Origin of the sequence: Modestobacter sp. SSW1-42 (assembly GCF_046635825.1) — a bacterium.
Taxonomy (GTDB): Bacteria; Actinomycetota; Actinomycetes; order Mycobacteriales; family Geodermatophilaceae; genus Modestobacter.
The window spans coordinates 680,553-703,567 of the sequence record NZ_JBISCA010000001.1 but is presented as its reverse complement, the minus strand read 5'-3'; the positions used below and the strand labels follow the sequence as shown (position 1 = coordinate 703,567).

Here is a 23,015-nt window from a genome sequence, read left to right as displayed (position 1 = left end):
GGACGGTGGCGTTCAGCACGGCAGCGCCGCCCCCGCCGTCCTCCCGGAGCGGCAGCACGGGGATGCGGCCGCCGGCGCAGCCACCCGCCGGCGCACCCGACGACAGGGCGCGGCCACCGTGGGCCGGCGCCCGTCGTGAGCGCGCGTCCACCGCCGTTGCACCCGGGACCGGTGACCGAGTCCCGAGGACCCTCCATGGCCCAGTACGCCTCCTCCGCCGAGCCCACCGCGACCGAGCCCACCGCGACCGAGCCCACCGCGACCGAGCCCGTCCCCCTCAACGACGGCACCCTCCCCCGCCACGCGGGACGGGTGCAGGTCCCCTCCTACGACCGCTCCGCCCTGGTGCCCTCCGTGGTGCACGTCAGCGTCGGCGGGTTCACCCGTGCCCACCAGCTCGTGTACCTCGACGAGCTCGCCGAGCGGGGCGAGACCGGCTGGGGCGTGGTCGGCGTCGGCCTGCACACGCCGCAGATGCGCGACGCCCTCGCCCCGCAGGACAACCTGTTCACCGTCGTCGAGCGCGACGCGGCCGGTGAGCACGCCCGGGTGGTGGGCTCGATGGTCGACTACGTCTTCGCCCCCGACGACCCCGCACGGGTGCTGGACCTGCTGGCCGACGAGCGCACCCGGGTGGTGACGATGACCGTCACCGGCTCGGCCTACCGGATCGACCCGCAGACCGGCGCGTTCACCCCCGACGAGGAGGCGCTCGCCGACCTCGAGCACCCCGACCGGCCCTCCTCGGTCTTCGGCCACCTGGTCGAGGGCCTGGACCGCCGCCGCCGGGCCGGCCTCCCGCCGTTCACGGTGCTGTCCTGCGACAACATGCAGTCCAACGGCGAGGCCGCCCGCACGGCCGTCGTCGGCTTCGCCCGGCTGCGGGACGAGGTGCTGGCCCGCTGGATCGCCGACCACGTCTCCTTCCCCAGCAGCATGGTCGACCGGATCACCCCCGCGACCAGCCCCGAGGAGCGCGACGAGATCGCCAGCAGGCTCGGGGTGGACGACCGCTGGCCGGTCGTCACCGAGCCGTGGTCCCAGTGGGTCGTCGAGGACGCCTTCTGCAACGGGCGTCCGCCGCTGGAGACCGTCGGGGTCCGGATGGTCACCGACGTGGCGCGCTTCGAGCTGATGAAGACCCGGCTGCTCAACGCCGGGCACGTCGTCCTCGGCTTCCTCGGCCAGGTCGCCGGCCTGCGGACGACGGACGAGGCGGTCGCCGACCCCGCGGTGCACGACTACCTGTCCGCGCTGATGGGCGCTGAGATCATCCCGCTGCTGCCCGGTCCGGACGGCGTCGACCTGGCGGAGTACCGGGCCGCACTGCTCCAGCGGTTCGCCAACCCCGCGATCAGCGACCAGCTGTCCCGGCTGAGCCGGCGGGGGTCGCAGAAGATGCCCGACTTCGTCCTCCCCTCGCTGCACCAGGCGCTGGCCGAGGGCCGGCCGCACGCGCTGCTCACCCTCGCGGTCGCCGGCTGGGCCCGGTACCTGCAGGGCGTCGACGAGACCGGGCGGCCGCTGGAGGTGCAGGACGCCCGCGCCGGGCGCCTGCAGGAGCTGGCACGCGCCGGCGGCACCGACCCGCGGCCGCTGCTGTCCGAGCGCACCCTGTTCGGCGACCTGGCCGACGACGAGGGCTTCGTCGCCCGGCTGCAGTCGGCCCTCGAGCAGCTCACCCGGGACGGCGTCCGGGCGACCCTGGCCACCCACGTCGCCACCGAGCCCACCCCGGCGGCGTGCACGGACACCGCCGAGCAGCTGCCGGCATGACCGGCCCCGTGCCCTCCGGCGTCACCGCCCTGCTGTGCGACGCCGACGACACCCTGATCCCCTCCGAGGCCCCTGCGTTCGAGGCGTCGGCCGCGGTCACCAACCGCTTCCTCGCGGCGCACGGCATCGACCGCCGGGTCACCGGCGAGGAGCTGCGGACGTCGTCCACCGGCAAGAACTTCCGGGCGACGGCGCGCGAGCTGGCGGCCGCCGCGTCGGTGCCGGTGGCGGACCTGGACCGCTGGGTAGCCGAGGAGGCGGAGGTGGTGACCGCGCACCTGCGGGCGACGCTCGTCCCGGACCCCGAGGTCGTCGGCGCCCTGACCACGCTGGGCGGGCAGCTGACCCTCGCCGCGGTCAGCTCCAGTGCCCTGGCCCGGCTCGACGGGAGCTTCACGGCAGCGGGGCTGGCCGGGCTGCTGCCCCCGGCGCGGCGGTTCAGCGCCGAGGACTCGTTGCCCACGCCGACGAGCAAACCCGACCCCGCGGTCTACCTGCACGCCTGCGCGCAGCTCGGCATCTCCCCGGCAGAGGGCCTGGCCGTCGAGGACTCGGTGTCCGGGGCGACCTCGGCGGTGCGGGCCGGGTGCCCCACGATCGGCCTGGTGACCTTCGTGCCCGAGGGCGAGCGCCGCGCCCGCAGCGCTGCGCTCGCCGACGCGGGGGCGGTCGCGGTGGTCGACTCGTGGGCGGAACTGGACCGGCTGGTGACCGGCCGGCGGGCGGTCCCGCTGGCGGTCGGGGGGCACACCGCAGGGTGAGCGGGCTGGCCGACGAGCGGTCCGGACCCGTATGGTCATGATCACCGCGGGTTTGCCCACCGCCTGTGCAGGGCATCACCCCGATCCGGCGTTGAGCAGCAGCGCCGCCTGCGCACGGTCGCGCCAGCAGCGCGCTCCCGGCGGGCACGAGGCCGACGACGCCCCCCGTCGTCCGGTCCGAGCCCCCGGTGGAGCTCGCTGACGGCAGCGGGTACGGCCACCGTCCGGCAGGCGGCCACCCGACCAGGCCGTCGCCGAACCGGAGCGAGCAGTGGGCACCACTGTGGGCGCGGACCGTTGAACGGCAGAGAGGAGGACGTCGATGGAACAGCTCGCCCAGCACCGCGCCGTCCCCGTCGGCGCCCCCGCCGCCCCCGAGGCGGTCGCGCTGTCCGAGCTGACCCTCCCCCACCACGCGGCCCGGGTCCGCGTCCCCACCTACGACCGGTCCGCCCTCGTCCCCGCCGTCGTGCACTTCAGCGTCGGCGGCTTCCACCGGGCCCACCAACTGGTCTACCTCGACGACCTGGCCGAGTCCGGCTGCACCGACTGGGGCGTCGTCGGGGTGGGCCTGCACTCCCCCCACATGCGTGACGCCCTCCGGCCGCAGGATCACCTCTACACGGTGGTCGAGCGCAGCAGCGCCGGCGAGCGGGCCCGCGTGATCGGCTCGATGGTGGACTACCTGTTCGCCCCCGACTCCCCGCAGACCGTGCTGGCCGCGCTGACCGACGAGCGCACCCGGCTGGTCACCATGACCATCACCGGGAACGCCTACCGGATCGACGCCGGCACCGGCCGCTTCGTCCCCGACGCGGCCGTCCACGCCGACCTGGCCGACCCGCACCACCCGCGGACCCTGTTCGGCTACATCGTCGAGGCCCTGGACGTCCGGCGCCGGAGCGGGCTGCCGCCGTTCACGGTGCTGTCCTGCGACAACATGCAGTCCAACGGCGAGGCCGCGCGCGCCGCGGTCGTGGGCTTCGCCCGGCTGCGCGACCCCGGACTCGCGCGCTGGATCGACGAGCAGGTCGCCTTCCCCGGCAGCATGGTCGACCGGATCACCCCCTCGACCGGCGCCGCCGACCAGGACGAGGTCACCCGCCTGTTCGGGGTCGCCGACCGCTGGCCGGTCGTCACCGAGCCGTTCTCCCAGTGGGTCCTGGAGGACTCCTTCTGCAACGGCCGCCCGCCGCTGGACCGGGTGGGCGTGCAGTTCGTCGCCGACGTCGGCCACCACGAGCTGATGAAGACCCGGCTGCTCAACGGCACCCACTCCGCCATGGGGCACCTGGGCGAGCTGGCCGGCGTCACCCGGGTCGACGAGTTCCTGGCCGACCCGGTGCTCGGCCGCTACGTGACCCGGCTGATGTCCCACGAGGTCGCGCCGCTGCTGCCCGCTCCCGACGGGATCGACCTGGCCGAGTACCAGTGCAGCCTGCTGCGCCGGTTCACCGACCCGGCCCTCGGCGATCGGCTGGACCGGCTGTGCCGCCGCGGGTCGTCGAAGATCCCGCTGTACGTGCTGCCCTCGCTGCTCACCGCCCGCGCCCAGGGCCGCCCTTCCCGGCTGCTGACCCTCGCCGTCGCGGGTTGGTGCCGCTACCTGCAGGGCACCGACCTCGCCGGCCGCCCGCTCGTCCTGGCCGACGACCGGGCCGAGGAGCTCGGGGTCCTGGCCCGGGCCGGCGGCACCGACCCGCGGCCGCTGCTCGCCGTCGACGCCGTCTTCGGCGACCTGGGACGCGACGAGTCCTTCGCCGCCGCGCTGACCACCGCGCTGGCACAGCTGGAGGAGCTCGGCGTGCGGGGCGCGGTGGCCCGCGCGCTCGCCGAGGACGACGACTCCGTCCCGGCCCGTCCCCCGCTGTCCGGCGACCTGGTGCCGGCATGACCACCCGTCCGACCGAACCCCCGGAGGAGGCGCCCCCCATGCCCCGGCTCACCGACGCGCTCATCGAGCCACTCGAGGCGCTGCTCTGCGACGCGGACGGGAACCTGTTCCCCTCCGAGGAGCCGGCCTTCGTCGCCTCCGCCGACGTCACCAACCGCTTCCTGGCCGCGCACGGCATCGACCGGCGGTTCACCGCCGAGGAGCTGCGCCTGGCCACCACCGGCAAGAACTTCCGGACGACGGCCGCCGAGCTCGCCGACGCGGCCGGCGTCCCGGTCGCCGACCTGGACCGCTGGGTCGCCGAGGAGAAGGCGGCCGCCACCGCCCACCTCGGCCAGGTCCTGCGGCCCGACCTCGAGGTCACCGCCGCGCTCACCGCACTGGGCCGACACCTCGCCCTGGCCGCGGTCAGCTCCAGTGCGCTGACCCGGCTGGCCGCGTGCTTCACCGCCACCGAGCTGGACGAGCTGATCCCCCCGGCCGACCGGTACAGCGCCGAGGACTCCCTGCCGACGCACGTCAGCAAGCCCGACCCGGCGGTCTACCTGCACGCCTGCGCCGCCATCGGCATCGAGCCCGCCCAGGGCCTGGCCGTCGAGGACTCCGTGCCCGGCGTGCTGTCCGCCGTCCGGGCCGGGTGCCCGACCGTGGGCAACCTGTGCTTCGTCGCCCCGGCCGAGCGGGCCGAGCGGGAGGCGCAGCTGTGGGAGGCCGGTGTCCTGACGGTCGTCTCCAGCTGGGCCGAGCTGACCGAGCTGGTGCTGCCCGTGCTCGAGCGCCGCCCGGCCGTCCTGGCGCAGACGGGCGGTCAGCGGTGAACATCGTCTTCAACAGCTTCCGCGGGATGTACTCCGACAGTCCCCGCACGATCTTCGAGGCGCTGGTCGAGCGCGGCGACGAGCACACCGTCACGTGGCTGGCAGCCGCCGACCGGGTCAGCGACTTCCCCGCCGGGACGACGACCGTCCAGTTCGCCGGCCCCGCCGCCGTCGCCGCCTTGGAGGCCGCCGACGTCGTGGTCTCCAACGACCACATCGGCTTCGACTGGGACAAGCGACCCGGCACCACCTACCTGCAGACCTGGCACGGCACACCGCTCAAGCGGGTCCACAACGACGTGCTGTGGGCGCCGGAGGGCCGGCTGGCCTACCTCGACACCGAGATCGCCCGCTGGGACACGCTGCTGTCGCCGAACGCGGTGAGCACCCCGCGGTTCCGCAAGGCCTTCGGCTTCACCGGTCCGGTGCACGAGACCGGCTACCCGCGCAACGACCTCCTCAACTCCCCCGACCGCGACCGGCTGCGGGCCCAGGTCCGGGCCGAGCTGGGCGTCCCCGAGGGCGCCACCGCGGTGCTCTACACCCCGACGTGGCGCGACGACCAGGTGTTCAACGCCGCGGACGGCGGCCCGCAGCACACGTTCCCGCTCGACCTCGGTGAGTTCGCCGCGGCGCTGGGCGAGGACCACGTGCTGCTGCTGCGCGTGCACCAGATGGTCGCCGACCGGCTCGCCCTCACCGACGGGTCGCCGATCCGCGACGTGTCGAGCTACCCCGACATCCGGTTCCTCTACCTGGCGGCCGACGTCCTGGTGACCGACTACTCCTCGACGATGTTCGACTTCGCCGTCACCGGCAAGCCGATCATCAACTTCACCTACGACCTGGACTACTTCCAGAACGAGCTGCGGGGCTTCTACTTCGACCTCGCCGAGGCCGCTCCCGGTCCGCTGCTGGGCACCAGCGAGGAGGTGCTGGCCGCCATCGCCGAGCTCGGCCGGGCACCCTGGGTGCCGACCGAGCGTTACACCCGGTTCCAGCAGACCTTCTGCTCGCTGGAGGACGGGCACGCCACCGACCGGGTCCTCGAGCTGTTCTTCCCCGCCGACCCTCCCGGGCCGGCGGGCGCCCCACCCACGCACGACGGAAAGAGGAGATGAGCATGCGCACTGCTGACCCGATCCTGACCGGGGGCCGCGATCAGCGGTCGCAGGCGGCGGCTGCCGGCCGTCCCTCCGACCGCGTGCAGGCCTCGCCCCAGGTGGTCATCCTGGCCGCGGGCATGGGCACCCGCCTGGGCCGCAAGCTGCCCAAGCCGCTCACCCCGCTGATGGACGGCCGCAGCATCATGTCCCAGCAGCTGGACGGCGTCCGCGCGGTCTTCGGTGCCAGCACCCCGGTGACCGCGGTCGTCGGGTACCGGGCCAAGGCCGTCATGCGGGCCCAGCCGGACCTGCTGTTCGCCTTCAACCCCGACTTCGCCACCACGAACACCTCGCAGAGCCTGTTGCGGGCGCTGCGCTCCTCGCAGGCCGGCGGCGTGCTGTGGCTCAACGGCGACGTCGTGTTCGACCCGGCGGTGCTCGACCACGCGGCCCCACTGGTCGCCGCCGACCAGAGCTTCGTCTGCGTCGACACCTCGACGGTCGCCGACGAGGAGGTCAAGTACACCCTCGACGAGGACGGCCACATCGCCGAGCTGTCCAAGACCGTCGTCGGCGGGCTCGGTGAGGCGGTGGGCATCAACTACGTCTCCGGCGCCGACAAGGCCGCGCTGATCGAGCACCTGGCCACCTGCGAGCTCACCGACTACTTCGAGCGCGGCATGGAGCTGTCGATCCGGCACGCCGGCGTCCGGTTCCGCCCGCTGGACATCTCGCGGTTCTCGGCGGTCGAGGTCGACTTCGACGACGACCTGCAGCGGGCGAACACCTGGCTGGGCTCCCGGGCGGCGCTCGAGCCGCTGGCGTCCGAGCTCGACTGACGCACCCGCGACGCCACCGCGCCCCGTCCCCCGCGCGGGGGACGGGGCGCGGTGGCGTCCGGGGTCAGCCCAGCTGGGGTGCGACCTCGGCGGCCACCAGGTCCAGGTGGTCGAGGTCGGCCAGGTCGAGCACCTGCAGGTAGACCCGGGTGGCGCCGGCCTCGGCGTAGCGGCCCAGGGTGTCGGCGGCCTCGGCCGGGCTGCCGGCGACGCCGTTGGCCCGCAGCTCGTCGACGTCCCGGCCGATGGCGGCGGCCCGGCGGGCGACCTCGGCGTCGTCCCGGCCCACGCAGAGCACCAGCGCCGAGCTGTACACCAGGGACGACGGGTCGCGGCCGGCCTCGGTGCAGGCGGCCCGGACGCCGTCGAAGAGCCGGGCGTTGTCCTGTGCCGAGGCGAAGGGCACGTTGAACTCGGCGGCGTGGCGGGCGGCCAGCCGCGGCGTGCGCTTCCTGCCGTTGCCCCCGACCAGGATCGGGATGCCGCCGGGCTGCACCGGCTTGGGCAGCGCCGGGGAGCCCGACAGCTGGTAGTGGCTGCCCGCGAAGTCGAAGGTCTCCCCCGCCGGCGTGCCCCACAGCCCGCTGATGACCGCGAGCTGCTCCTCGTAGCGGTCGAACCGCTCGCCCAGCTCGGGGAACGGGATGCCGTAGGCGCTGTGCTCCTCGGCGAACCAGCCCGACCCGATGCCCAGCTCCACCCGGCCGCCGCTCATCTGGTCGACCTGGGCCACCGCGATGGCCAGCGGCCCGGGCAGCCGGAAGGTGGCGGCGGTCATCAGCGTGCCGAGCCGGATGCGGCTGGTCTCCCGGGCCAGCCCGGCCAGGGTGACCCAGGCGTCGGTCGGGCCGGGCAGCCCGGTGCCGCCCATGGTCAGGTAGTGGTCGGAGCGGAAGAAGGCGTCGAAGCCGGTCTCCTCGGTGCGCCGGGCCACCGCGAGCAGGTCGTCGTAGGTGGCGCCCATCTGGGGTTCGGTGAAGATCCGTAGCTGCACGCGCCGACCGTAGCCAGACCGGACGACGGCTGCGCACCGTCGCGGCCACCGCCGGGCCGGGGGCATGCGGCCGCATCGCCGCGGTGGCCGCGCCGGTTCGGGGTGTGCCCGGGGACGCCAGCGGGCAGGATGATCGAGAAGCGATCAACTCGGAGGTGCTGGAGTGTTCCGCAAGAAGAGCCCGACAGAGGTCATCGGGGCCGAGTTGCAGGAGGGGCTGGCGCACCTGGGCGCGGCGGCGACCGAGGCTCGCCGGGCCGCGGCCGAGCAACTGCGCCCGCAGGTCGACGCGGCCACCAAGGCCGCGACCGCGGCCTACGTCACCGAGGTGGCCCCCCGCGTCGAGGCGGCCGTCGCCGCCCTCGCCCCGCAGCTGGACGCCGCGCGCGAGGTGCTGGTGCCCCGGCTGGACGCCGCGCAGAAGACGCTGGCGCCGCGCATCGAGGCGGCGCGGGAGACCCTCGCCCCACGCCTGGAGGCCGCACAGAAGACCTACGAGGCCGACGTCGTCCCGCGCCTGGAGGCCGCGACGAAGGTCGCCCGCGCCAACCTGGAGACGGCGATCGCCGCGGCCGCGCCGCGCATCGAGGCCGCCCGCGAGGCCAGCGGCCCGGCGTTCGAGGCCGCCGCCAACGCCGCCCGGGCCAACCTGGAGACCGCGGTCGCCGCGGCCACCCCGCGCATCGTGGCCGCCCGGGACGCCGCCGGACCGAAGCTCAGCGCCGCCACCGCCGCGGCCGCGGCCTACGCGGCGCCGAAGGTCAGCGCCGCCCGCGAGGCAGCGGTGCCGGCACTCGACAGCGCGCGGGCCACCCTCAGCGCGCAGGCCGAGTCGGCCCGCGCGCTGATCGACGCCCGCAGCAGCGAGCTCACCGCCACCGCGGCCACGCTCGGCGCCGCCACCGCGAAGCAGACCGAGAAGGTCCGCAAGGACGCCGCAGCCACCGCCGAGGCAGCCCGGGCCGAGGCTGCCGTCCGGCTGGCCGCGCTGCGCGCCGCTGCCGACGCCAACTACGCGGCGGCCGGCAAGAAGGCCGAGAAGCTGGGCAAGAAGGCGGAGAAGCTCTCCAAGAGGGCCGCCAAGCGGCGGGCCGAGCTGGAGAAGGCCGTCGGCGAGGCCCGCAAGGAGGCCGGCAAGCGCACCGCGAAGACCGTCACGACGGTCAAGCGCAGCGTCGGCATCGAGAAGCAGCCGCGTCGGTGGCCGTGGGTGGTGGCCGTGCTGGCCGCCGTCGCCGGCGTCGCCGTGGTGGTCCTGCGCAGGAAGAACGAGACCGACCTGTGGAACCCGGCGCCCTCCGGCGACGGTCCCGTGCCCAGCTACCGAGAGGACCCCGTGTCCAGTTCCCCGAGCACCCCCGCCGGCGGTACCGAGTCCCCCGAGACCCAGGGGAAGACCGTCTCCACCGCGATGACCGCGCCGTCGGACTCCGGCCCGGCCGAGGGCGGCATCGGTGCCCTCGAGGCGCAGCCGGCCTCCGAGCGCGACGAGCCCAGCAACCAGGACCGTCCCACCACCGCGACCGGGACCACCAACGACCCCGACAGCCCGATCGCGACGGCGGCCCCCGACAGCTACACCGAGTCCCCCGGCAGCGCCGGCAACTCCGCCGCCAGCCGGGGCACCCGCCCCGACGAGGACACCGCGGGCTGACCTGCCCGCAGCGCACTGCACGTCCCGAGAGGGCCCGGCCGCCGGCCGGGCCCTCTCGGCGTCTCCGGGGCCGGGCGCGGCCGGGAGTACCGTCCTCCCCATGAGCCTGGGCATGGAGGAGGCCGCTGCGACGGCCGGACCGGCCGCTGCTGCGGCGTCCCCGATCGAGCCGGCCGGGCGCAAGATGCTGCGCCTGGAGGTCCGCAACAGCCAGACGCCGATCGAGCGCAAGCCCGAGTGGATCAAGACGAAGCTCAAGACCGGGCCGGAGTACACCGAGCTCAAGTCGCTGGTGAAGCGCGAGGGCCTGCACACGGTGTGCGAGGAGGCCGGCTGCCCCAACATCTACGAGTGCTGGGAGGACCGCGAGGCCACCTTCCTCATCGGGGGCGACCAGTGCACCCGGCGCTGCGACTTCTGCCAGATCGACACCGGCAAGCCCGCCGACTTCGACGCCGACGAGCCGCGCCGGGTCGCCGAGAGCGTGGTCTCGATGGGGCTGCGCTACGCCACCATCACCGGCGTCGCCCGCGACGACCTGCCCGACGGCGGGGCCTGGCTGTACGCCGAGACGGTGCGCCAGATCCACGAGCAGATCCCCGGCTGCGGCGTCGAGCTGCTGATCCCGGACTTCAACGCCGACCCCGCCCAGCTGGCCGAGGTCTTCTCCTCCCGACCCGAGGTGCTGGCGCACAACGTCGAGACGGTGCCGCGGATCTTCAAGCGCATCCGCCCCGGCTTCCGCTTCGAGCGCTCCCTGTCGGTGATCACCGCCGCCCGTGAGGCCGGGCTGGTCACCAAGTCCAACCTGATCCTGGGCATGGGCGAGGAGCCGGAGGAGGTCGTCGAGACCATGCAGGCCCTGCACGAGGCCGGCTGCGACCTGCTCACCATCACCCAGTACCTGCGGCCCAGCGTCCGGCACCACCCGGTCGTGCGGTGGGTCAAGCCCGAGGAGTTCGTCGGCTTCAACGCCGAGGCCGAGCGGATCGGCTTCGCCGGCGTCCTCTCCGGCCCACTGGTGCGCAGCTCCTACCGCGCCGGCCGGCTCTACCAGCAGGCCGCCGAGGCCCGCGGGCTGGCCGTCACCACCCGCTGACCCCACCCGTCCCGCGCCGCTGCGCTCACCCCTCCCGACGAGGCCGGGCGCGCGCCGCGCGGGACGGGCCCGGCGGGGTCCTATCCTCGTGGGCATGGCACGCAGCAGGTCCACCGACTCCCCCGCCCCCACCGGCAAGGCCGGCCGGGGCCCGGCCGCCGGCGCGCCCGGACGCCACACCGGCGCCACCGCCGTCGGCGCCACCCCCGGGAAGCCCGGCAAGCCCGCGAAGGCGCCCAAGGCCCCCAAGCTGGGCAAGGACGGCAAGCCCAAGGCCTCCCGGCTGGCCAAGTTCAAGAACCAGGCCGGCATGATGCGCCAGGCCTACACGCTCACCTCCAAGAACGACCCCAAGCTGCCCTGGGCGATGCTCATCGCCTTCGTGGTGGTGTTCGCCGTGGTCGAGCTGATCGGCGTGCTGCTCAGCTCCCCGCTGATCTTCCTGCCCTTCGCCGTCCTGCTCGGGCTGCTGGCCGCGCTCATCGTCTTCGGCCGGCGGGCGCAGGGCTCGGCCTACAAGCAGGTCGAGGGCCAGCCCGGTGCGGCGTCCTGGGTGCTCGAGGGCATGCGCGGCGACTGGCGGGTCAGCTCCGGTGTGGCCGGCACCCGCGAGCTCGACGCCCTGCACCGCGTGCTCGGCCGCCCCGGCATCCTGCTCGTCGGCGAGGGCAACCCGCAGCGCGTGCGCGGGCTGATCGCCGCGGAGAAGCGCCGGATGGCCAAGGTCGTCGGCGACACCCCGATCTACGACATCGTCGTCGGCGACGGCGAGGGCCAGGTGCCGTTGAAGAAGCTGAGCACCCACGTGATGAAGCTGCCCCGCAACCTCAGCGGCGCCGAGGTCAACGCCCTGGGCAAGCGGATGGCCGCCCTGGGCACCCAGCGCCTGCCGATGCCCGGCGGCCCGCTCCCCGGCGGCCGGCAGATGTCGGTCAGCCAGCGGCAGGTCCGCCGCCGCGGCTGACGGAGGACTCCGACGCCCCCGGTCGCAGCAGCGACCGGGGGCGTCGTTGCGTTCAGGCCCGGTCGCGGATGACGGCGGTGTCGGTGAGCCGGTCGTGCAGGCCGCGGCCGTCGCCGTCGACCACCAGGGCCGGCACCAGCAGCATGAGCAGCGCGGTGCGGACGACGGCCCGCCACAGCGCCAGCCGCTGCCCGGTGTTCGGGTGGGCGAGCCGCAGCCCCAGCAGCCGCATGCCCGGCGTCTGCCCGGTGAGCGCCAGGAAGACCACGGTGATCACCCCGAACGCCGGCAGGCTCCACAGCCGGGGCAGCTCGGGTGCGGTGACCAGGCCGGCGACGAAGGCCGCGGCCACCGAGTCGACCAGGTAGGCGGCGATCCGGCGACCGAAGGGAGCCAGCGAGCCGGGGCCCTCCGCGGGCAGCCCCAGTGCGGCACCGCGGGCGGGTTGCTGAGAGGGTGAGGCGTCGTCCCTGGCCATGCCGCCAGCGTATGTCCCGGCTCCCGGCACGCCCGGAGGTCGGGAGATCCGTGTGCAGCGCGACACGCCGGAGGCGGTGTTACCGCCCGGAAACACGAGAGACACCGCAGGGCAACCGCCCGCTCGTAACTTGCGGCTCGGCTGTCCGCCCACTCCCGGAGGATCGATGTTCACCAGTCCCGACGAGGTCTTCGCCTACATCCGCGACAACGACGTGCGCTTCGTCGACGTCCGGTTCTGCGACCTCCCCGGCGTCATGCAGCACTTCACCATCCCCGCGGAGACCTTCGGGCCCGACACGTTCAGCGACGGCCTGGGCTTCGACGGATCGTCGATCCGCGGCTTCCAGACGATCAACGAGTCCGACATGCTGCTGCTGCCCGACGCGACCAGCGCCTACGTCGACCCGTTCCGCATCCACAAGACGCTGAACATCAACTTCTTCATCCACGACCCGATCACGCGCGAGGCCTACAGCCGCGACCCGCGCAACGTGGCGAAGAAGGCCGAGGCCTACCTGGCCGCCTCCGGCATCGCCGACACCGCGTACTTCGGCCCCGAGGCCGAGTTCTACGTGTTCGACTCGGTGCGCCACGACACCTCGATCAACGAGGGCTACTACCACATCGACGCGATCGAGGGTTCCTGGAACTCCGGCTCGCTGACCGGGGAGAACGGCGGCCCGAACCTGGGCTACAAGACCCGGCAGAAGGGTGGCTACTTCCCCGTCGAGCCCGTCGACCACCAGAGCGACCTGCGCGCCCAGATGATGGTCAACCTGGCCGGCGCCGGCCTCGAGCTCGAGCGCGGCCACCACGAGGTGGGCACCGGCGGCCAGGCCGAGATCAACTACAAGTTCGACACCCTGCTCCGGTCGGCCGACAGCCTGATGCTGTTCAAGTACATCATCAAGAACACCGCCTGGGCCGCCGGCAAGACCGCCACCTTCATGCCCAAGCCGCTGTTCGGCGACAACGGCTCGGGCATGCACTGCCACCAGAGCCTCTGGAAGGACGGGCAGCCGCTCTTCCACGCCGAGACCGGCTACGCGGGCCTGTCCGACACCGCCCGGCACTACATCGGTGGCCTGCTCAAGCACGCCCCCTCGCTGCTGGCCTTCACCAACCCGACGGTCAACAGCTACCACCGCCTGGTTCCCGGCTTCGAGGCCCCGATCAACCTGGTCTACTCCGCGCGCAACCGCTCGGCCTGCACCCGCATCCCGATCTCGGGCGACAACCCGAAGGCCAAGCGCATCGAGTTCCGGGTGCCGGACCCGTCGGCCAACCCCTACCTCGCCTTCTCGGCGATGCTGATGGCCGGTTTGGACGGCGTGAAGAACCGGATCGAGCCGCCGGCCCCGGTCGACAAGGACCTCTACGAGCTGCCGCCCGAGGAGGCCCTGGGCATCGAGAAGGTGCCGGCGTCGCTGGACGCGGTGCTCGACCGGCTCGAGGTCGACCACGACTACCTGCTCGACGGCGGGGTGTTCACCTCCGACCTCATCGAGACGTGGATCGAGTACAAGCGGGAGAACGAGATCACCCCGATCCGCCTCCGCCCGCACCCGCACGAGTTCGCGATGTACTACGACATCTGATCCGCGGGATCTGGTGCACGGCTGAGCGGTCAGGAGAGCCGGTCCCCCTGGGGGCCGGCTCTCCCCCGTTCCGGGCACGCCGTCCGCGCGTCCGGCGGTCTGCGGGTCAGGCGTACCGCGCCACGAAGTTGGCCAGCATCCGGCCGGGCTCGGTGACCACCGCCGGCGCCAGCCGGGCCACCAGCGCGTCCCGTTCGGCCGGCGGGTAGTACCCGGCGTGCTGGTAGACGTCCACCCGCGTCACCAGCGCCTCGAGGTCCAGCTCGGGGTGGAACTGGGTGGCGTAGAGGTTTCGCTTGACCCGGAACACCTGCACCGGGCAGCCGGCGGAGCCGGCCAGCAGGACGGCCGTCGGCGGCAGGACGCGGCAGGCCTCCTTGTGCCCGACGAAAGCGTCGAACTCCGCAGGCATCCCGGCCAGCACCGGGTCGGCACGCCCGGCCTCGGTCAGCCGGACCCGGACGGCGGAGATCGGTTCGGCGTACGTCCGGTCGATGACGCCGCCCTGGTGCACCCCGAGGGTCCCGACCCCGTAGCAGGCGCCGAAGAAGGGGAAGTCGCGCGCCACGACCTCGTCCAGCAACGCCGACAGCTCGCGCTCCACCCGCTGCTGGACGGCCGACTTCGCCGCCGGCGGGTCACTGGAGTTGAACGGACCCCCGCCGACGAACACCCCGGCGTACCGGTCCAGATCGATCTCCGGCAGCGGCCCGGCCTCCATGCGGACGCGGCGCAGCTGGTCGGGCGCCAGCCCGGTGGAGCGGAGGAAGGACTCGTACTCACCGTCGGCGGCCACGTCCTCCGCACGGGAGGAGAGCAGGAGGAAGGGGCGCACGAGCAGCGAGCCTAGGCGGCGGCCGGGGTCAGGCGGCGTCGTCCTCCAGAGCGTCGTCCTCGAGGTCGTCGTCCGCCAGGTCGAGGGAGACCATCGCCTCGTTCGTGTGCAGGGTCAGCAGCCACGGGCCGGCGACCTCGCCCACCGGCCTGCCCGTGGTCTCGGCGACGGCGCGCAGCTGCGCGGCGACCAGGTGCCGGGCGGCCTGGTAGACCTCGGCCGCGGTCACCGCCGTCTCAAGCTCGTCGAGCCACAGCCGGCCGTCGGGCAGCACCCGGACGTCCGGCCGCGTCCCCCAGCCCAGGTCGGCCGCCGCGCTGCCGACCAGCGAGATCGCGGACCGCAGCTCGCTCGCCTGCCGGCGCCGCCGGGCCAGGTCGGCCACCCACCCCGGCACACCCCGTCGTCCGTCACTGCTGCCGTGTGCCTCGGTCCCCATCGGTCGTCCTCCTCCACGCGGTGCCCGGGTCGGGCGTGCGGGACAGCGTGACCGCTTGCGGGCGCGAGCAGGCGGAGGTGGCGGGACCGGTGTGCTGCGGGTGCCCTCGCGGGTCGGGTGGGGCGAACCGTCTCGCGCCGGACCCGCCGGCGGTCGGTCCCCGCAACAGCCCGGACCCGTCCCCGACTCGGGTCGCAACCCTCCCCCGCCGCGTCACGATCGGGTGTCGACGCTGGTCAGCGCGGTGCGTCCTGGCCTTGCCCGGGCCTAGCGTGCCGCCATGAGGCGCTCGATCGGCACCGCCACCGTGGTCCTGTCCCTCGGCCTGCTCGCGGGCTGCACCGCGTCGTCCGACTCCAGTTCGGGCGCGTCGGCGGCCGCGGAGTCCTTCGCCGCCGCGGACGTCGGCGCCCCTGCCCTGGCACCCGGCGTCCCGGGCGAGGCTGCGCCGGACCGGCAGGTCGTGCAGACCGCCACCGCCACGGTCGCCGTGGACGACCCCTCCGCGGGCGCCCAGCGGGTCAGCGAGCTCGTGGAGGCTGCCGGCGGCCGGGTCGAGGAGCGCAGGGAGCAGGCCGCGGCCACCGAGGAGGACGGCGGCGGGGGCGCCACCGCCGACCTGGTCGTGCGCGTGCCGGCCGACGCGCTGACCGGCGTCCTGGCCGACCTGGAGGACCTCGGCGACGTGGAGGCGGTCGCGGTGTCCCGCTCCGACGTCACCGCCACGGCGATCGACCTCGACGCCCGGATCTCGGCGCTGCAGACGTCGGCCGCCCGGCTGCAGGGGCTGATGGACGGCGCCACCACCACCGAGGCGCTGCTGGCGGCGGAGAAGGCGCTCTCCGAGCGGCAGTCGCAGCTGGAGCAGCTGCAGTCGCAGCGGGCCACGCTGGTCGACCAGGTGCAGCTGTCGACGCTCAGCGTGCAGTTGCGGCCGTTCGGCGTGGCACCGGTCGGCGGGCCGGACGGCTTCCTCGAGGCGGTCGGCACCGGCTGGCGGGCCCTGCTCACGGCCCTGGCCGCGGCGTTCGTCGTCCTGGGCGTCGTCCTGCCGTGGCTGGGCGTCGCCGCGCTGCTGACCGCCGGGGTGCTCGCGCTGCTCAAGCTGGTGCGGAGGCGTACCGCCGCGGAGGCGCCGGTGCAGGGCTGAGGCCCGGCACCGGCGCGGCCGTCAGCAGCAGCGGCTGACCGGCGTGCGCTCCCGGGCGTCGGACCGGCGGCGCTCGAACTCCCGCCGGCTGAGCGGCGGGTGCCCGTGCGCGGCGCACTCGCGCAGGTGGTCGTCCCAGCGCGCCTCGCCGCTCCACTCGCGCAGGTACCAGCGCACCCCGCGGCCGGCCCGGACGACGGCCGCACGGACGGCGGCGGCGGTCACTGCTGACCGCCCCCGCTGCCGACCAGCCGCTCGTGGTCGGCCAGCGCCCGCTTCTCCTCCGCCGTCGCGAACAGCCCCGCGGGCTCCACGAGGGACGACGGGACGGCGGGCTCCTCGGTGGTGGGCAGCCCCCCGGCCCGGACGGCGCGGGCGATGACGACCACGGCGTTGACCACCACGACCAGGACCAGGACGGCGAACAGGCTCTGCAGGACGCCGTTGAGCGTGGAGTTGAAGACCACCTGGTCCATCTGCCCCTGGTCCTTCGCCGGCGCCAGCAGCTGACCGGCGTCCCGCGCGTCGCGGTAGCGCTGGGCCTGAGCGAAGTAGCCGATCGCCGGGGTGTCGGAGAAGACCTTCTGCCAGCTCGCCGTCATGGTGACGACGAGGTCCCAGGCCAGCGGGATGCCCGTCACCCAGGCGTAGCGCAGCTTCCCGTGCTTGATGAGCAGCACGGTGACCAGGGTCAGCGCGATGGCCGCGAGCAGCTGGTTGGCGATGCCGAACAGCGGGAAGAGCTGGTTGACCCCACCCAGCGGGTCGGTCACCCCGATGTAGAGCACCGACCCCCACAGCCCGACGACGACCGCGCTGGCGATGACGTTGCCCGGCCGCCACGAGAGGTCGCCGAACTTCTTCCAGACGTTGCCGATCGTGTCCTGCAGCATGAACCGGCCCACCCGGGTGCCGGCGTCGACGGCGGTGAGGATGAACAGCGCCTCGAACATGATCGCGAAGTGGTACCAGAACGCCTGGAGCCCGCCGCCGAACGCGTCACTGAAGATCTGCGAGATCCCGACCGCGAGGGTCGGGGCACCACCGGTGCGCGAGATCAGGGTCGGTTCCTGCACCGCGGCCGCCGCCGCGGCGAGGTCCTGGGCGGAGGTGTCGAAGCCGAAGCCCTGCACGAAGGTGGCGGCCGACTCGACCGCCCCGCCGGTGGCACCGGCCGGGCTGTTCATCGCGAAGTACAGGCCCTGGTCGATCACGCACGCGGCGATGAGCGCGCTGATGGCCACGAAGGACTCCATCAGCATGCCGCCGTAGCCGATGAGCCGGACCTGGCTCTCCTTGGCCACCATCTTCGGCGTCGTCCCGGAGGCGATGAGCGCGTGGAAGCCCGACAGCGCGCCGCAGGCGATGGTGATGAAGACGAACGGGAACAGCGACCCGGCGAACACCGGGCCGGTGCCCTCCCGGGCGAAGTCGGTCACCGCCTCGGCCTGCAGCACCGGCCGGGCGATGAGCAGGCTGAGGGCGAGCAGGACGATGACGCCGACCTTCATGAACGTCGACAGGTAGTCGCGCGGGGTGAGCAGCAGCCACACCGGCAGCACCGACGCGACGAACCCGTAGACGACCAGCGCCAGGACCAGCCACTCCTTGGACAGCGTCAACGCGTCGGCGAGCGCGCTCTCCTGGACCCAGCCGCCACCGATGATGGCCAGCAGCAGCAGGACGACGCCGATGCCGGTGGCCTCGAGCACCCGGCCCGGTCGCAGCCGGCGCAGGTACAGGCCCATGAAGAGCGCGATCGGGATGGTCAGCGCGATGGAGAAGACACCCCAGGGCGACTCGGCCAGCGCGTTGACCACGATCAGCGCGAGCACCGCCAGGATGATGATCATGATCGCGAAGACGGCGATCAGCGCGGCGATGCCGCCGACGAGACCGATCTCCTCGCGGACCATCTGCCCGAGGCTCTTGCCGTTGCGGCGCATGGAGAAGAACAGGACGGTCAGGTCCTGGACGGCCCCGGCGAAGATGACGCCGACGACGATCCAGATGGTGCCCGGCAGGTAGCCCATCTGGGCGGCGAGCACCGGCCCGACCAGCGGCCCGGCGCCGGCGATGGCGGCGAAGTGGTGCCCGAAGAGCACCCGCCGGTCGGTGACGTCGTAGTCGATGCCGTTGTGCAGCCGCTCGGCCGGGGTGGCCCGCCGGTCGTCGGTGCGCAGCACCCTGGTGGCGATGAAGCGGGCGTAGAAGCGGTAGGCGATGGCGTAGGAGCACAGCGCCGCGAACAGGATCCACAGCGCGGAGACCGTCTCGCCCCGCGACAGCGCCAGCACCGTCCAGGCGACCGCGCCCGCCACGGCCACCGCCGTCCAGACCAGGACCGAGCGCACCGTCAGCCGGCGGCCGGCCGGGCCGCCGGGGGGCGGTGCCGCGCCGGCGGTGCCGTCCCGGGTGAAGGTCGTGGACATGAGCGCCTCCGAACCACCGCGGCGTCGCCGTTGACGCCGTCGGCAGCGATCATAGGGTCCCGCCCGGTTCCGTTGAGAGCCCCGTCACAGGCGCGTCGGCGACCGTGGGTGCGTCCTGCGGTTCCCCTCCACATGCCCCTTCCTCCTGCCGAGAACAGAGGGAGACGGACAGTCAGCCGGCGGGACAGCCCGCGGCTCGGGGCGGCGGAAGAGGACGAGGATGAGGCGGCGCAGCAGCGGCCAGGAGAAGACGGCGGTCTCCCCGGCGCAGATGCCCCGGGACGTCGAGGCGGTCGAGCAGGTCATCGCCGCGCTCGACCGGGGGGTCACCGACGACAGGGACGCCCACCAGAAGATCACCGCGGAGCTGGTCACCCAGCTCGACCTCTCCTACGGCGCGGTCTGGCTGCCGGGCCCGGACGGCGCCTTCCGCCGGTTCGGCGAGTACGGCCCGCTGGCCGGTGCGATGGCGGCCTCGCCGTCCGCACGGGTCCAGACCATCACCTCGGCCGACGGGTACGGCGGTCAGGCCGTCCGCAAGAAGGCCGCGGTGCTCGTCGACGAGACCAGCGACCCGGCCAGCTGCCTGCGCTGGGCCGGCGCGCAGGCGGCCGGCGCCACCCACGGCTGCATCCTGCCGATGGTCGAGAACGGCACCGTCAACGCGCTCTACGAGTACTACAACCGGGGCGAGATGCCCTTCACCAGCGCCCGGCAGAGCAAGTGGGACTCCCTGGGCCGGCTGCTCGCGCACGCCCGCCGGGCCGCGCTGGCCCGGGCCGAGCTGCAGGAGACCCTCGACGACCGGGTCGCCGTCACCTCCGTGGTGACCCAGCTCGGCGCGGCCCGCGACCAGGCCGACGCGCTCCGGCTGGCGCTGGACACCGTGCGCGAGGCCTTCGGCTGGGCGTACGGCTCCTACTGGGCGCTGGACGAGTCGGCCGGCCTGCTGCGCTTCCAGCAGGAGTCCGGCTCGGCCGGTGAGGAGTTCCGCAAGGTCACCCTGGCCGCCTCCTTCGCCGAGGGCGTGGGCCTGTCCGGGCGGGCGTGGAAGTCCCGCGACCTGTTCTTCACCGCCGACATCGGGGAGATGACCGACTGCGTGCGCGCCCCCGCCGCCCAGCGCGCCGGGGTGAGGTCCGGCGTGTGCTTCCCGCTCATGGTCGGTGGGCGGGTCATCGGCACGATGGACTTCTTCGTCACCGAGACCATCGAGCTGTCGGAGTCCCGCGCCTCGGCGCTGCGCAACGTGCAGCAGCTGGTCTCCCAGCGGCTGGACGTGCTGCGCCGCACCGAGGAGTCCGCCGACAACGCCCGCGAGCTGCTGGACACCGTCTCCCGGCTGCGCGAGGCCGCCGACGACGCCGGGCGGGTCGCCGAGAGCGCGGTCAGCCAGGCCTCCACCATGACCGGGGAGGTGCTGGCCCTGGACGAGGCCTCGGCCGCGGTCGGTGAGGTCATCCGGATCATCTCCGGCATCGCCGACCAGACCAACCTGCTGGCGCTGAACGCCACCATCGAGGCCGCCCGCGCCGGTGAGCTGGGCAAGGGCTTCGCGGTCGTGGCCAGCGAGGTCAAGGACCTGGCCCGCGAGACCGCCAGCGCCACCCAGAAGGTCTCCGACCAGATCGCCGGCATCCAGGCCAGCAGCAAGGCCGTGGCCAGCGGCATCCACACCACGGCCGAGATCATCGGCCAGCTCGACGCCGTCCAGGCCCGCATCGGTGAGGTGCTGGAGGAGCAGGCCCGGATGGCCTCGGCCTTCGAGTGACCCGCGCCCCGGCCGGAGGCGCCCCCTCCGGCCGGGGGACGCACCCCGCCCGTGGGGTTCGGGACGGCGCCGGGCTGGGCATCATCGGGTGCATGCGCCTGCCCAAGCCCCGGGGCCCCCTCAGTGCCGCGTTGTGCGCGGACCTCGCCGCCGGGTCGACCCTCAGCACCCGGACCCTCGCCGTCGCCTACGCCCTCGCCGCCGGCGCGGACGCCCCGCTGACCGACGAGGACCTCCAGCTCTCCCTGGCCGTCTGCTACGAGCTGCACTACCGCGGCTTCGACGAGGTGGACGACGACTGGGAGTGGAACCCCGAGCTGCTGCGGCTGCGCGCCGTGCTCGAGCAGCGGCACCTGGCCGCGCTGCAGTCGCTGGTCAGCCCGGTCGCGGTCACCGCCGACCCGGTCGACCGGCAGCTCACCGCCGTCATTGCCGCCGACGACGGCCCGTCACTGTCGCGGTACCTGGCCCGGCACGGCACCGTCGAGCAGTGGCGCGAGTACCTCACCGTGCGCAGCGTGTACCACCTCAAGGAGGGCGACCCGCACACCTGGGCGATCCCGCGGCTGACCGGGCGGGCCAAGGCGGCCATGGTCGAGATCCAGGCCGACGAGTACGGCGGCGGCTCCCCCGAGCGCATGCACAGCCAGCTCTTCGCCGGCCTGATGGGCGACCTCGGCCTCGACGCGACCTACGGCGCGCTGTGGGACGACGCCCCGGCGGTGGCCTTCACCTCGGTCAACACGATGTCGCTGTTCGGGCTGCACCGCCGGTTGCGGGGCGCCTGCCTGGGCCACCTGGCCGCGGTCGAGATGACCTCCTCCGAGCCCAGCCGGCGCTACTCCAGCGGGCTGAAGCGGCTCGGCTTCGGGGTGGGCACCACGGTCTTCTACGACGAGCACGTGGAGGCCGACGCCGTCCACGAGCAGATCGCCTCGGTCGACATGTGCGGCTCGCTCGTCGCCGACGACCCGGCGCTGACCGCCGACGTCCTGTTCGGCGCGCAGTGCTCGCTGGCCCTCGACGGGCTCACCGCGCAGCACCTGCTCGGCGCCTGGGAGGCCGGCCGCTCGGCCCTGCGCACCCCGGAGCCGGTCGCCGTGTGACGAACGGTCCTCCCGGCCCGGCACGGCCGGGAGGACCCGTCGGTCAGCGCAGGCCGAAGACGGAGATGCTGCCGTCGTCCTCGTTGCTGGTCAGGAAGAGCTCACGGGACTCGATGGCCAGCAGGCCCTCGGGGGCGTCGCCGGTCGGCAGCACCTGGAGCAGCTGCGGCGCGGCGTCCCGGCCGTGCTCGTACACCAGGACGGCGTCACCGCGCTCGGAGCCGATGAGGGTGTAGTCGGTGCCCCGCATGCGGGTGACCTCGGCGCCCTCGAACTCCGCGCCCTTGTCGTCGCTGCGGCCGTCGGGGTAGCGGCCGGCCGCGGCCAGCGCCTTCTCGGCCGAGCCGCCGCTGGCGAACAGCACCGCGCCGGCCGGGCTGAAGACCGTCCAGCCGCGCCCCCCGCTGGGCTCCTCGGCGAGGTCGCCCTCGTCGGCGGTGACCAGGTTGCCGCGCAGCGTCCACTGCACGGCGTCGGGCTCGCGCGGGGCGACCAGCCGGTCGTCGAACGCGACCGTCTTGTCGTCGGTCGTGTCGGCGTCGCTGCGGGTGACCGTGCCGGCCGAGAACGAGGAGACGACCCGGCCGCGGGCCAGGTCGACCAGGGCGACGGCGTTGTTCTCCTGCAGGGTCACCGCGGCGACGTCGGCGCCGTTGACGTCGACGAACTCCGGCTCGGGGTCGTTGGCGTACGCCGCACCCGGCAGCCCGGTCAGGGACACCTGGCGCACGGTCCACTGGGTGACGGTGCCGCGCAGGTCGACGACGGACAGGGAGCCGGCCGGCAGCTGCGGCAGCCCACCCTCGACGTCGCCGACCTCGACGTCCTCGTCGCGCTGGTCCTCGATGGCGACGGCGGCGAACACCCCGCTGGGACCGATGTCGATCGAGTCGGGCTGGCCGCCCAGGTCGATGCTGCGGACCACCGAGCGCGCGTGCAGGTCGACCACGGCGAGGTGGCCGGCCGGGCGGGTCAGGTCGGTGGTGTCGTCGACGACCACGAGCGCGTGGCGGCCACCGGGGGTGACGGCCACCGAGGTGGGCGAGCCGCCGACGTCGATCGTGCCCAGCTGCCGGGGCGCGGTGGGCACGCTCAGGTCGACCAGGCCCACCTGGCCGAGCTCGGAGTCGGTGTAGAGGACGGTGCGGCCGTCGGGGGTGGCGGAGAGGATCTCGGCGACCTCGCCCGCGACGGCGAAGGTGGCCAGCGGGGCGAAGGTGCGCGGCTGGGGCGCGGCGCTGGCCGGGGTGGCGGCGACCACGACGGCGAGGGCGCTCAGCGCGAGCACACCGGAGACGG

The 23,015-nt window shown here is 74.0% G+C and carries 20 protein-coding genes; 13 read left to right on the top strand and 7 right to left on the bottom strand.

Going from position 1 to position 23,015, the window contains the following annotated elements; translation table 11 throughout:
- Positions 1-195: 195 nt before the first annotated feature.
- The 6 genes from ACGBYP_RS03530 to ACGBYP_RS03505 all read left to right on the top strand — a co-directional run bounded on the left by ACGBYP_RS03530 (position 196) and on the right by ACGBYP_RS03505 (position 7,194).
- Positions 196-1,776, top strand: a complete 1,581-nt coding sequence (locus tag ACGBYP_RS03530; RefSeq protein ID WP_411581876.1) for a mannitol dehydrogenase family protein — start codon at positions 196-198, stop codon at positions 1,774-1,776.
- Positions 1,773-2,537, top strand: a complete 765-nt coding sequence (locus tag ACGBYP_RS03525; RefSeq protein ID WP_411581875.1) for an HAD family hydrolase — start codon at positions 1,773-1,775, stop codon at positions 2,535-2,537. Before ACGBYP_RS03530 ends, ACGBYP_RS03525 begins: the two co-directional genes overlap by 4 nt.
- 322 nt (positions 2,538-2,859) lie before the next feature.
- The gene (locus ACGBYP_RS03520; protein WP_411581874.1) at positions 2,860-4,431 is read left to right on the top strand and encodes a mannitol dehydrogenase family protein; all 1,572 of its coding nucleotides are present in this window, start codon (positions 2,860-2,862) and stop codon (positions 4,429-4,431) included.
- Entirely contained in the window at positions 4,428-5,249 is an 822-nt protein-coding gene (locus ACGBYP_RS03515; protein WP_411581873.1) for an HAD family hydrolase, read from the top strand. The genes ACGBYP_RS03520 and ACGBYP_RS03515 overlap by 4 nt, the downstream gene beginning before the upstream one ends.
- Positions 5,246-6,370 carry a CDP-glycerol glycerophosphotransferase family protein gene (locus ACGBYP_RS03510; protein ID WP_411581872.1) on the top strand — a complete coding sequence of 375 codons (1,125 nt, stop codon included), beginning with the start codon at positions 5,246-5,248 and terminating at the stop codon, positions 6,368-6,370. Before ACGBYP_RS03515 ends, ACGBYP_RS03510 begins: the two co-directional genes overlap by 4 nt.
- 2 nt (positions 6,371-6,372) lie before the next feature.
- The gene (locus tag ACGBYP_RS03505; protein ID WP_411581871.1) at positions 6,373-7,194 is read left to right on the top strand and encodes an NTP transferase domain-containing protein; all 822 of its coding nucleotides are present in this window, start codon (positions 6,373-6,375) and stop codon (positions 7,192-7,194) included.
- 64 nt (positions 7,195-7,258) lie between these two features.
- Here the strand turns inward: ACGBYP_RS03505 and ACGBYP_RS03500 are convergent, their stop codons facing one another.
- On the bottom strand, positions 7,259-8,188 hold the full coding sequence (locus tag ACGBYP_RS03500) for an LLM class F420-dependent oxidoreductase (protein WP_411581870.1): 930 nt from the start codon (positions 8,186-8,188) through the stop codon (positions 7,259-7,261).
- Between the two features lie 163 nt (positions 8,189-8,351).
- Here ACGBYP_RS03500 and ACGBYP_RS03495 point away from each other — a divergent pair, with 163 nt between their 5' ends.
- The 3 genes from ACGBYP_RS03495 (at position 8,352) to ACGBYP_RS03485 (ending at position 11,905) form a co-directional block, all read left to right on the top strand.
- On the top strand, positions 8,352-9,842 hold the full coding sequence (locus ACGBYP_RS03495) for a hypothetical protein (RefSeq protein ID WP_411581869.1): 1,491 nt from the start codon (positions 8,352-8,354) through the stop codon (positions 9,840-9,842).
- 100 nt (positions 9,843-9,942) lie between these two features.
- The gene (lipA, locus tag ACGBYP_RS03490) at positions 9,943-10,941 is read left to right on the top strand and encodes a lipoyl synthase (RefSeq protein WP_411581868.1); all 999 of its coding nucleotides are present in this window, start codon (positions 9,943-9,945) and stop codon (positions 10,939-10,941) included.
- 94 nt (positions 10,942-11,035) lie between these two features.
- The gene (locus tag ACGBYP_RS03485; protein ID WP_411581867.1) at positions 11,036-11,905 is read left to right on the top strand and encodes a DUF4191 domain-containing protein; all 870 of its coding nucleotides are present in this window, start codon (positions 11,036-11,038) and stop codon (positions 11,903-11,905) included.
- A 52-nt stretch (positions 11,906-11,957) separates the two neighbouring features.
- On the opposite strand, the gene ACGBYP_RS03480 is transcribed toward ACGBYP_RS03485, so the two are convergent.
- Positions 11,958-12,383, bottom strand: a complete 426-nt coding sequence (locus tag ACGBYP_RS03480) for an RDD family protein (protein ID WP_411581866.1) — start codon at positions 12,381-12,383, stop codon at positions 11,958-11,960.
- A 166-nt stretch (positions 12,384-12,549) separates the two neighbouring features.
- On the opposite strand from ACGBYP_RS03480, the gene glnA reads away from it, so the two are divergent.
- Complete coding sequence (glnA, locus tag ACGBYP_RS03475; protein ID WP_411581865.1) at positions 12,550-13,983, top strand: type I glutamate--ammonia ligase; 1,434 nt, start codon at positions 12,550-12,552, stop codon at positions 13,981-13,983.
- Positions 13,984-14,089: 106 nt separating this feature from the next.
- On the opposite strand, the gene ACGBYP_RS03470 is transcribed toward glnA, so the two are convergent.
- Positions 14,090-14,818: a glutamine amidotransferase gene (locus tag ACGBYP_RS03470; protein ID WP_411581864.1), complete on the bottom strand. Its 729-nt coding sequence runs from the start codon at positions 14,816-14,818 to the stop codon at positions 14,090-14,092.
- A gap of 28 nt (positions 14,819-14,846) precedes the next feature.
- Positions 14,847-15,257, bottom strand: coding sequence for a hypothetical protein (locus tag ACGBYP_RS03465; RefSeq protein WP_411581863.1), 411 nt, complete (start codon positions 15,255-15,257; stop codon positions 14,847-14,849).
- A gap of 280 nt (positions 15,258-15,537) precedes the next feature.
- Between ACGBYP_RS03465 and ACGBYP_RS03460 the strand changes: the two genes are divergently transcribed.
- Positions 15,538-16,407, top strand: a complete 870-nt coding sequence (locus ACGBYP_RS03460; RefSeq protein WP_411581862.1) for a DUF4349 domain-containing protein — start codon at positions 15,538-15,540, stop codon at positions 16,405-16,407.
- A gap of 21 nt (positions 16,408-16,428) precedes the next feature.
- Here ACGBYP_RS03460 and ACGBYP_RS03455 read toward each other — a convergent pair whose 3' ends face one another.
- Positions 16,429-16,632 carry a CstA-like transporter-associated (seleno)protein gene (locus ACGBYP_RS03455; protein ID WP_411581861.1) on the bottom strand — a complete coding sequence of 68 codons (204 nt, stop codon included), beginning with the start codon at positions 16,630-16,632 and terminating at the stop codon, positions 16,429-16,431.
- Positions 16,629-18,839 carry a carbon starvation CstA family protein gene (locus ACGBYP_RS03450; protein ID WP_411581860.1) on the bottom strand — a complete coding sequence of 737 codons (2,211 nt, stop codon included), beginning with the start codon at positions 18,837-18,839 and terminating at the stop codon, positions 16,629-16,631. Before ACGBYP_RS03450 ends, ACGBYP_RS03455 begins: the two co-directional genes overlap by 4 nt.
- A 220-nt stretch (positions 18,840-19,059) precedes the next feature.
- Here ACGBYP_RS03450 and ACGBYP_RS03445 point away from each other — a divergent pair, with 220 nt between their 5' ends.
- Positions 19,060-20,610, top strand: a complete 1,551-nt coding sequence (locus ACGBYP_RS03445) for a methyl-accepting chemotaxis protein (RefSeq protein WP_411581859.1) — start codon at positions 19,060-19,062, stop codon at positions 20,608-20,610.
- Between the two features lie 92 nt (positions 20,611-20,702).
- Entirely contained in the window at positions 20,703-21,716 is a 1,014-nt protein-coding gene (locus ACGBYP_RS03440) for an iron-containing redox enzyme family protein (RefSeq protein ID WP_411581858.1), read from the top strand.
- Positions 21,717-21,759: 43 nt separating this feature from the next.
- On the opposite strand, the gene ACGBYP_RS03435 is transcribed toward ACGBYP_RS03440, so the two are convergent.
- Entirely contained in the window at positions 21,760-23,004 is a 1,245-nt protein-coding gene (locus ACGBYP_RS03435) for a hypothetical protein (RefSeq protein ID WP_411581857.1), read from the bottom strand.
- Between the last annotated feature and the right edge of the window lie 11 nt (positions 23,005-23,015).

What these genes read in the sequence shown, in the direction of transcription:
- glnA (WP_411581865.1), top strand. Translation starts at nt 12,550, where the DNA reads ATGTTCACCAGTCCCGACGAGGTCTTCGCCTACATCCGCGACAACGAC.
- ACGBYP_RS03465 (WP_411581863.1), bottom strand. Translation starts at nt 15,257, where the DNA reads ATGGGGACCGAGGCACACGGCAGCAGTGACGGACGACGGGGTGTGCCG.
- ACGBYP_RS03515 (WP_411581873.1), top strand. Translation starts at nt 4,428, where the DNA reads ATGACCACCCGTCCGACCGAACCCCCGGAGGAGGCGCCCCCCATGCCC.
- ACGBYP_RS03520 (WP_411581874.1), top strand. Translation starts at nt 2,860, where the DNA reads ATGGAACAGCTCGCCCAGCACCGCGCCGTCCCCGTCGGCGCCCCCGCC.
- ACGBYP_RS03525 (WP_411581875.1), top strand. Translation starts at nt 1,773, where the DNA reads ATGACCGGCCCCGTGCCCTCCGGCGTCACCGCCCTGCTGTGCGACGCC.
- ACGBYP_RS03530 (WP_411581876.1), top strand. Translation starts at nt 196, where the DNA reads ATGGCCCAGTACGCCTCCTCCGCCGAGCCCACCGCGACCGAGCCCACC.
- ACGBYP_RS03440 (WP_411581858.1), top strand. Translation starts at nt 20,703, where the DNA reads ATGCGCCTGCCCAAGCCCCGGGGCCCCCTCAGTGCCGCGTTGTGCGCG.
- ACGBYP_RS03445 (WP_411581859.1), top strand. Translation starts at nt 19,060, where the DNA reads ATGAGGCGGCGCAGCAGCGGCCAGGAGAAGACGGCGGTCTCCCCGGCG.
- lipA (WP_411581868.1), top strand. Translation starts at nt 9,943, where the DNA reads ATGAGCCTGGGCATGGAGGAGGCCGCTGCGACGGCCGGACCGGCCGCT.
- ACGBYP_RS03485 (WP_411581867.1), top strand. Translation starts at nt 11,036, where the DNA reads ATGGCACGCAGCAGGTCCACCGACTCCCCCGCCCCCACCGGCAAGGCC.
- ACGBYP_RS03450 (WP_411581860.1), bottom strand. Translation starts at nt 18,839, where the DNA reads ATGTCCACGACCTTCACCCGGGACGGCACCGCCGGCGCGGCACCGCCC.
- ACGBYP_RS03460 (WP_411581862.1), top strand. Translation starts at nt 15,538, where the DNA reads ATGAGGCGCTCGATCGGCACCGCCACCGTGGTCCTGTCCCTCGGCCTG.
- ACGBYP_RS03480 (WP_411581866.1), bottom strand. Translation starts at nt 12,383, where the DNA reads ATGGCCAGGGACGACGCCTCACCCTCTCAGCAACCCGCCCGCGGTGCC.
- ACGBYP_RS03505 (WP_411581871.1), top strand. Translation starts at nt 6,373, where the DNA reads ATGCGCACTGCTGACCCGATCCTGACCGGGGGCCGCGATCAGCGGTCG.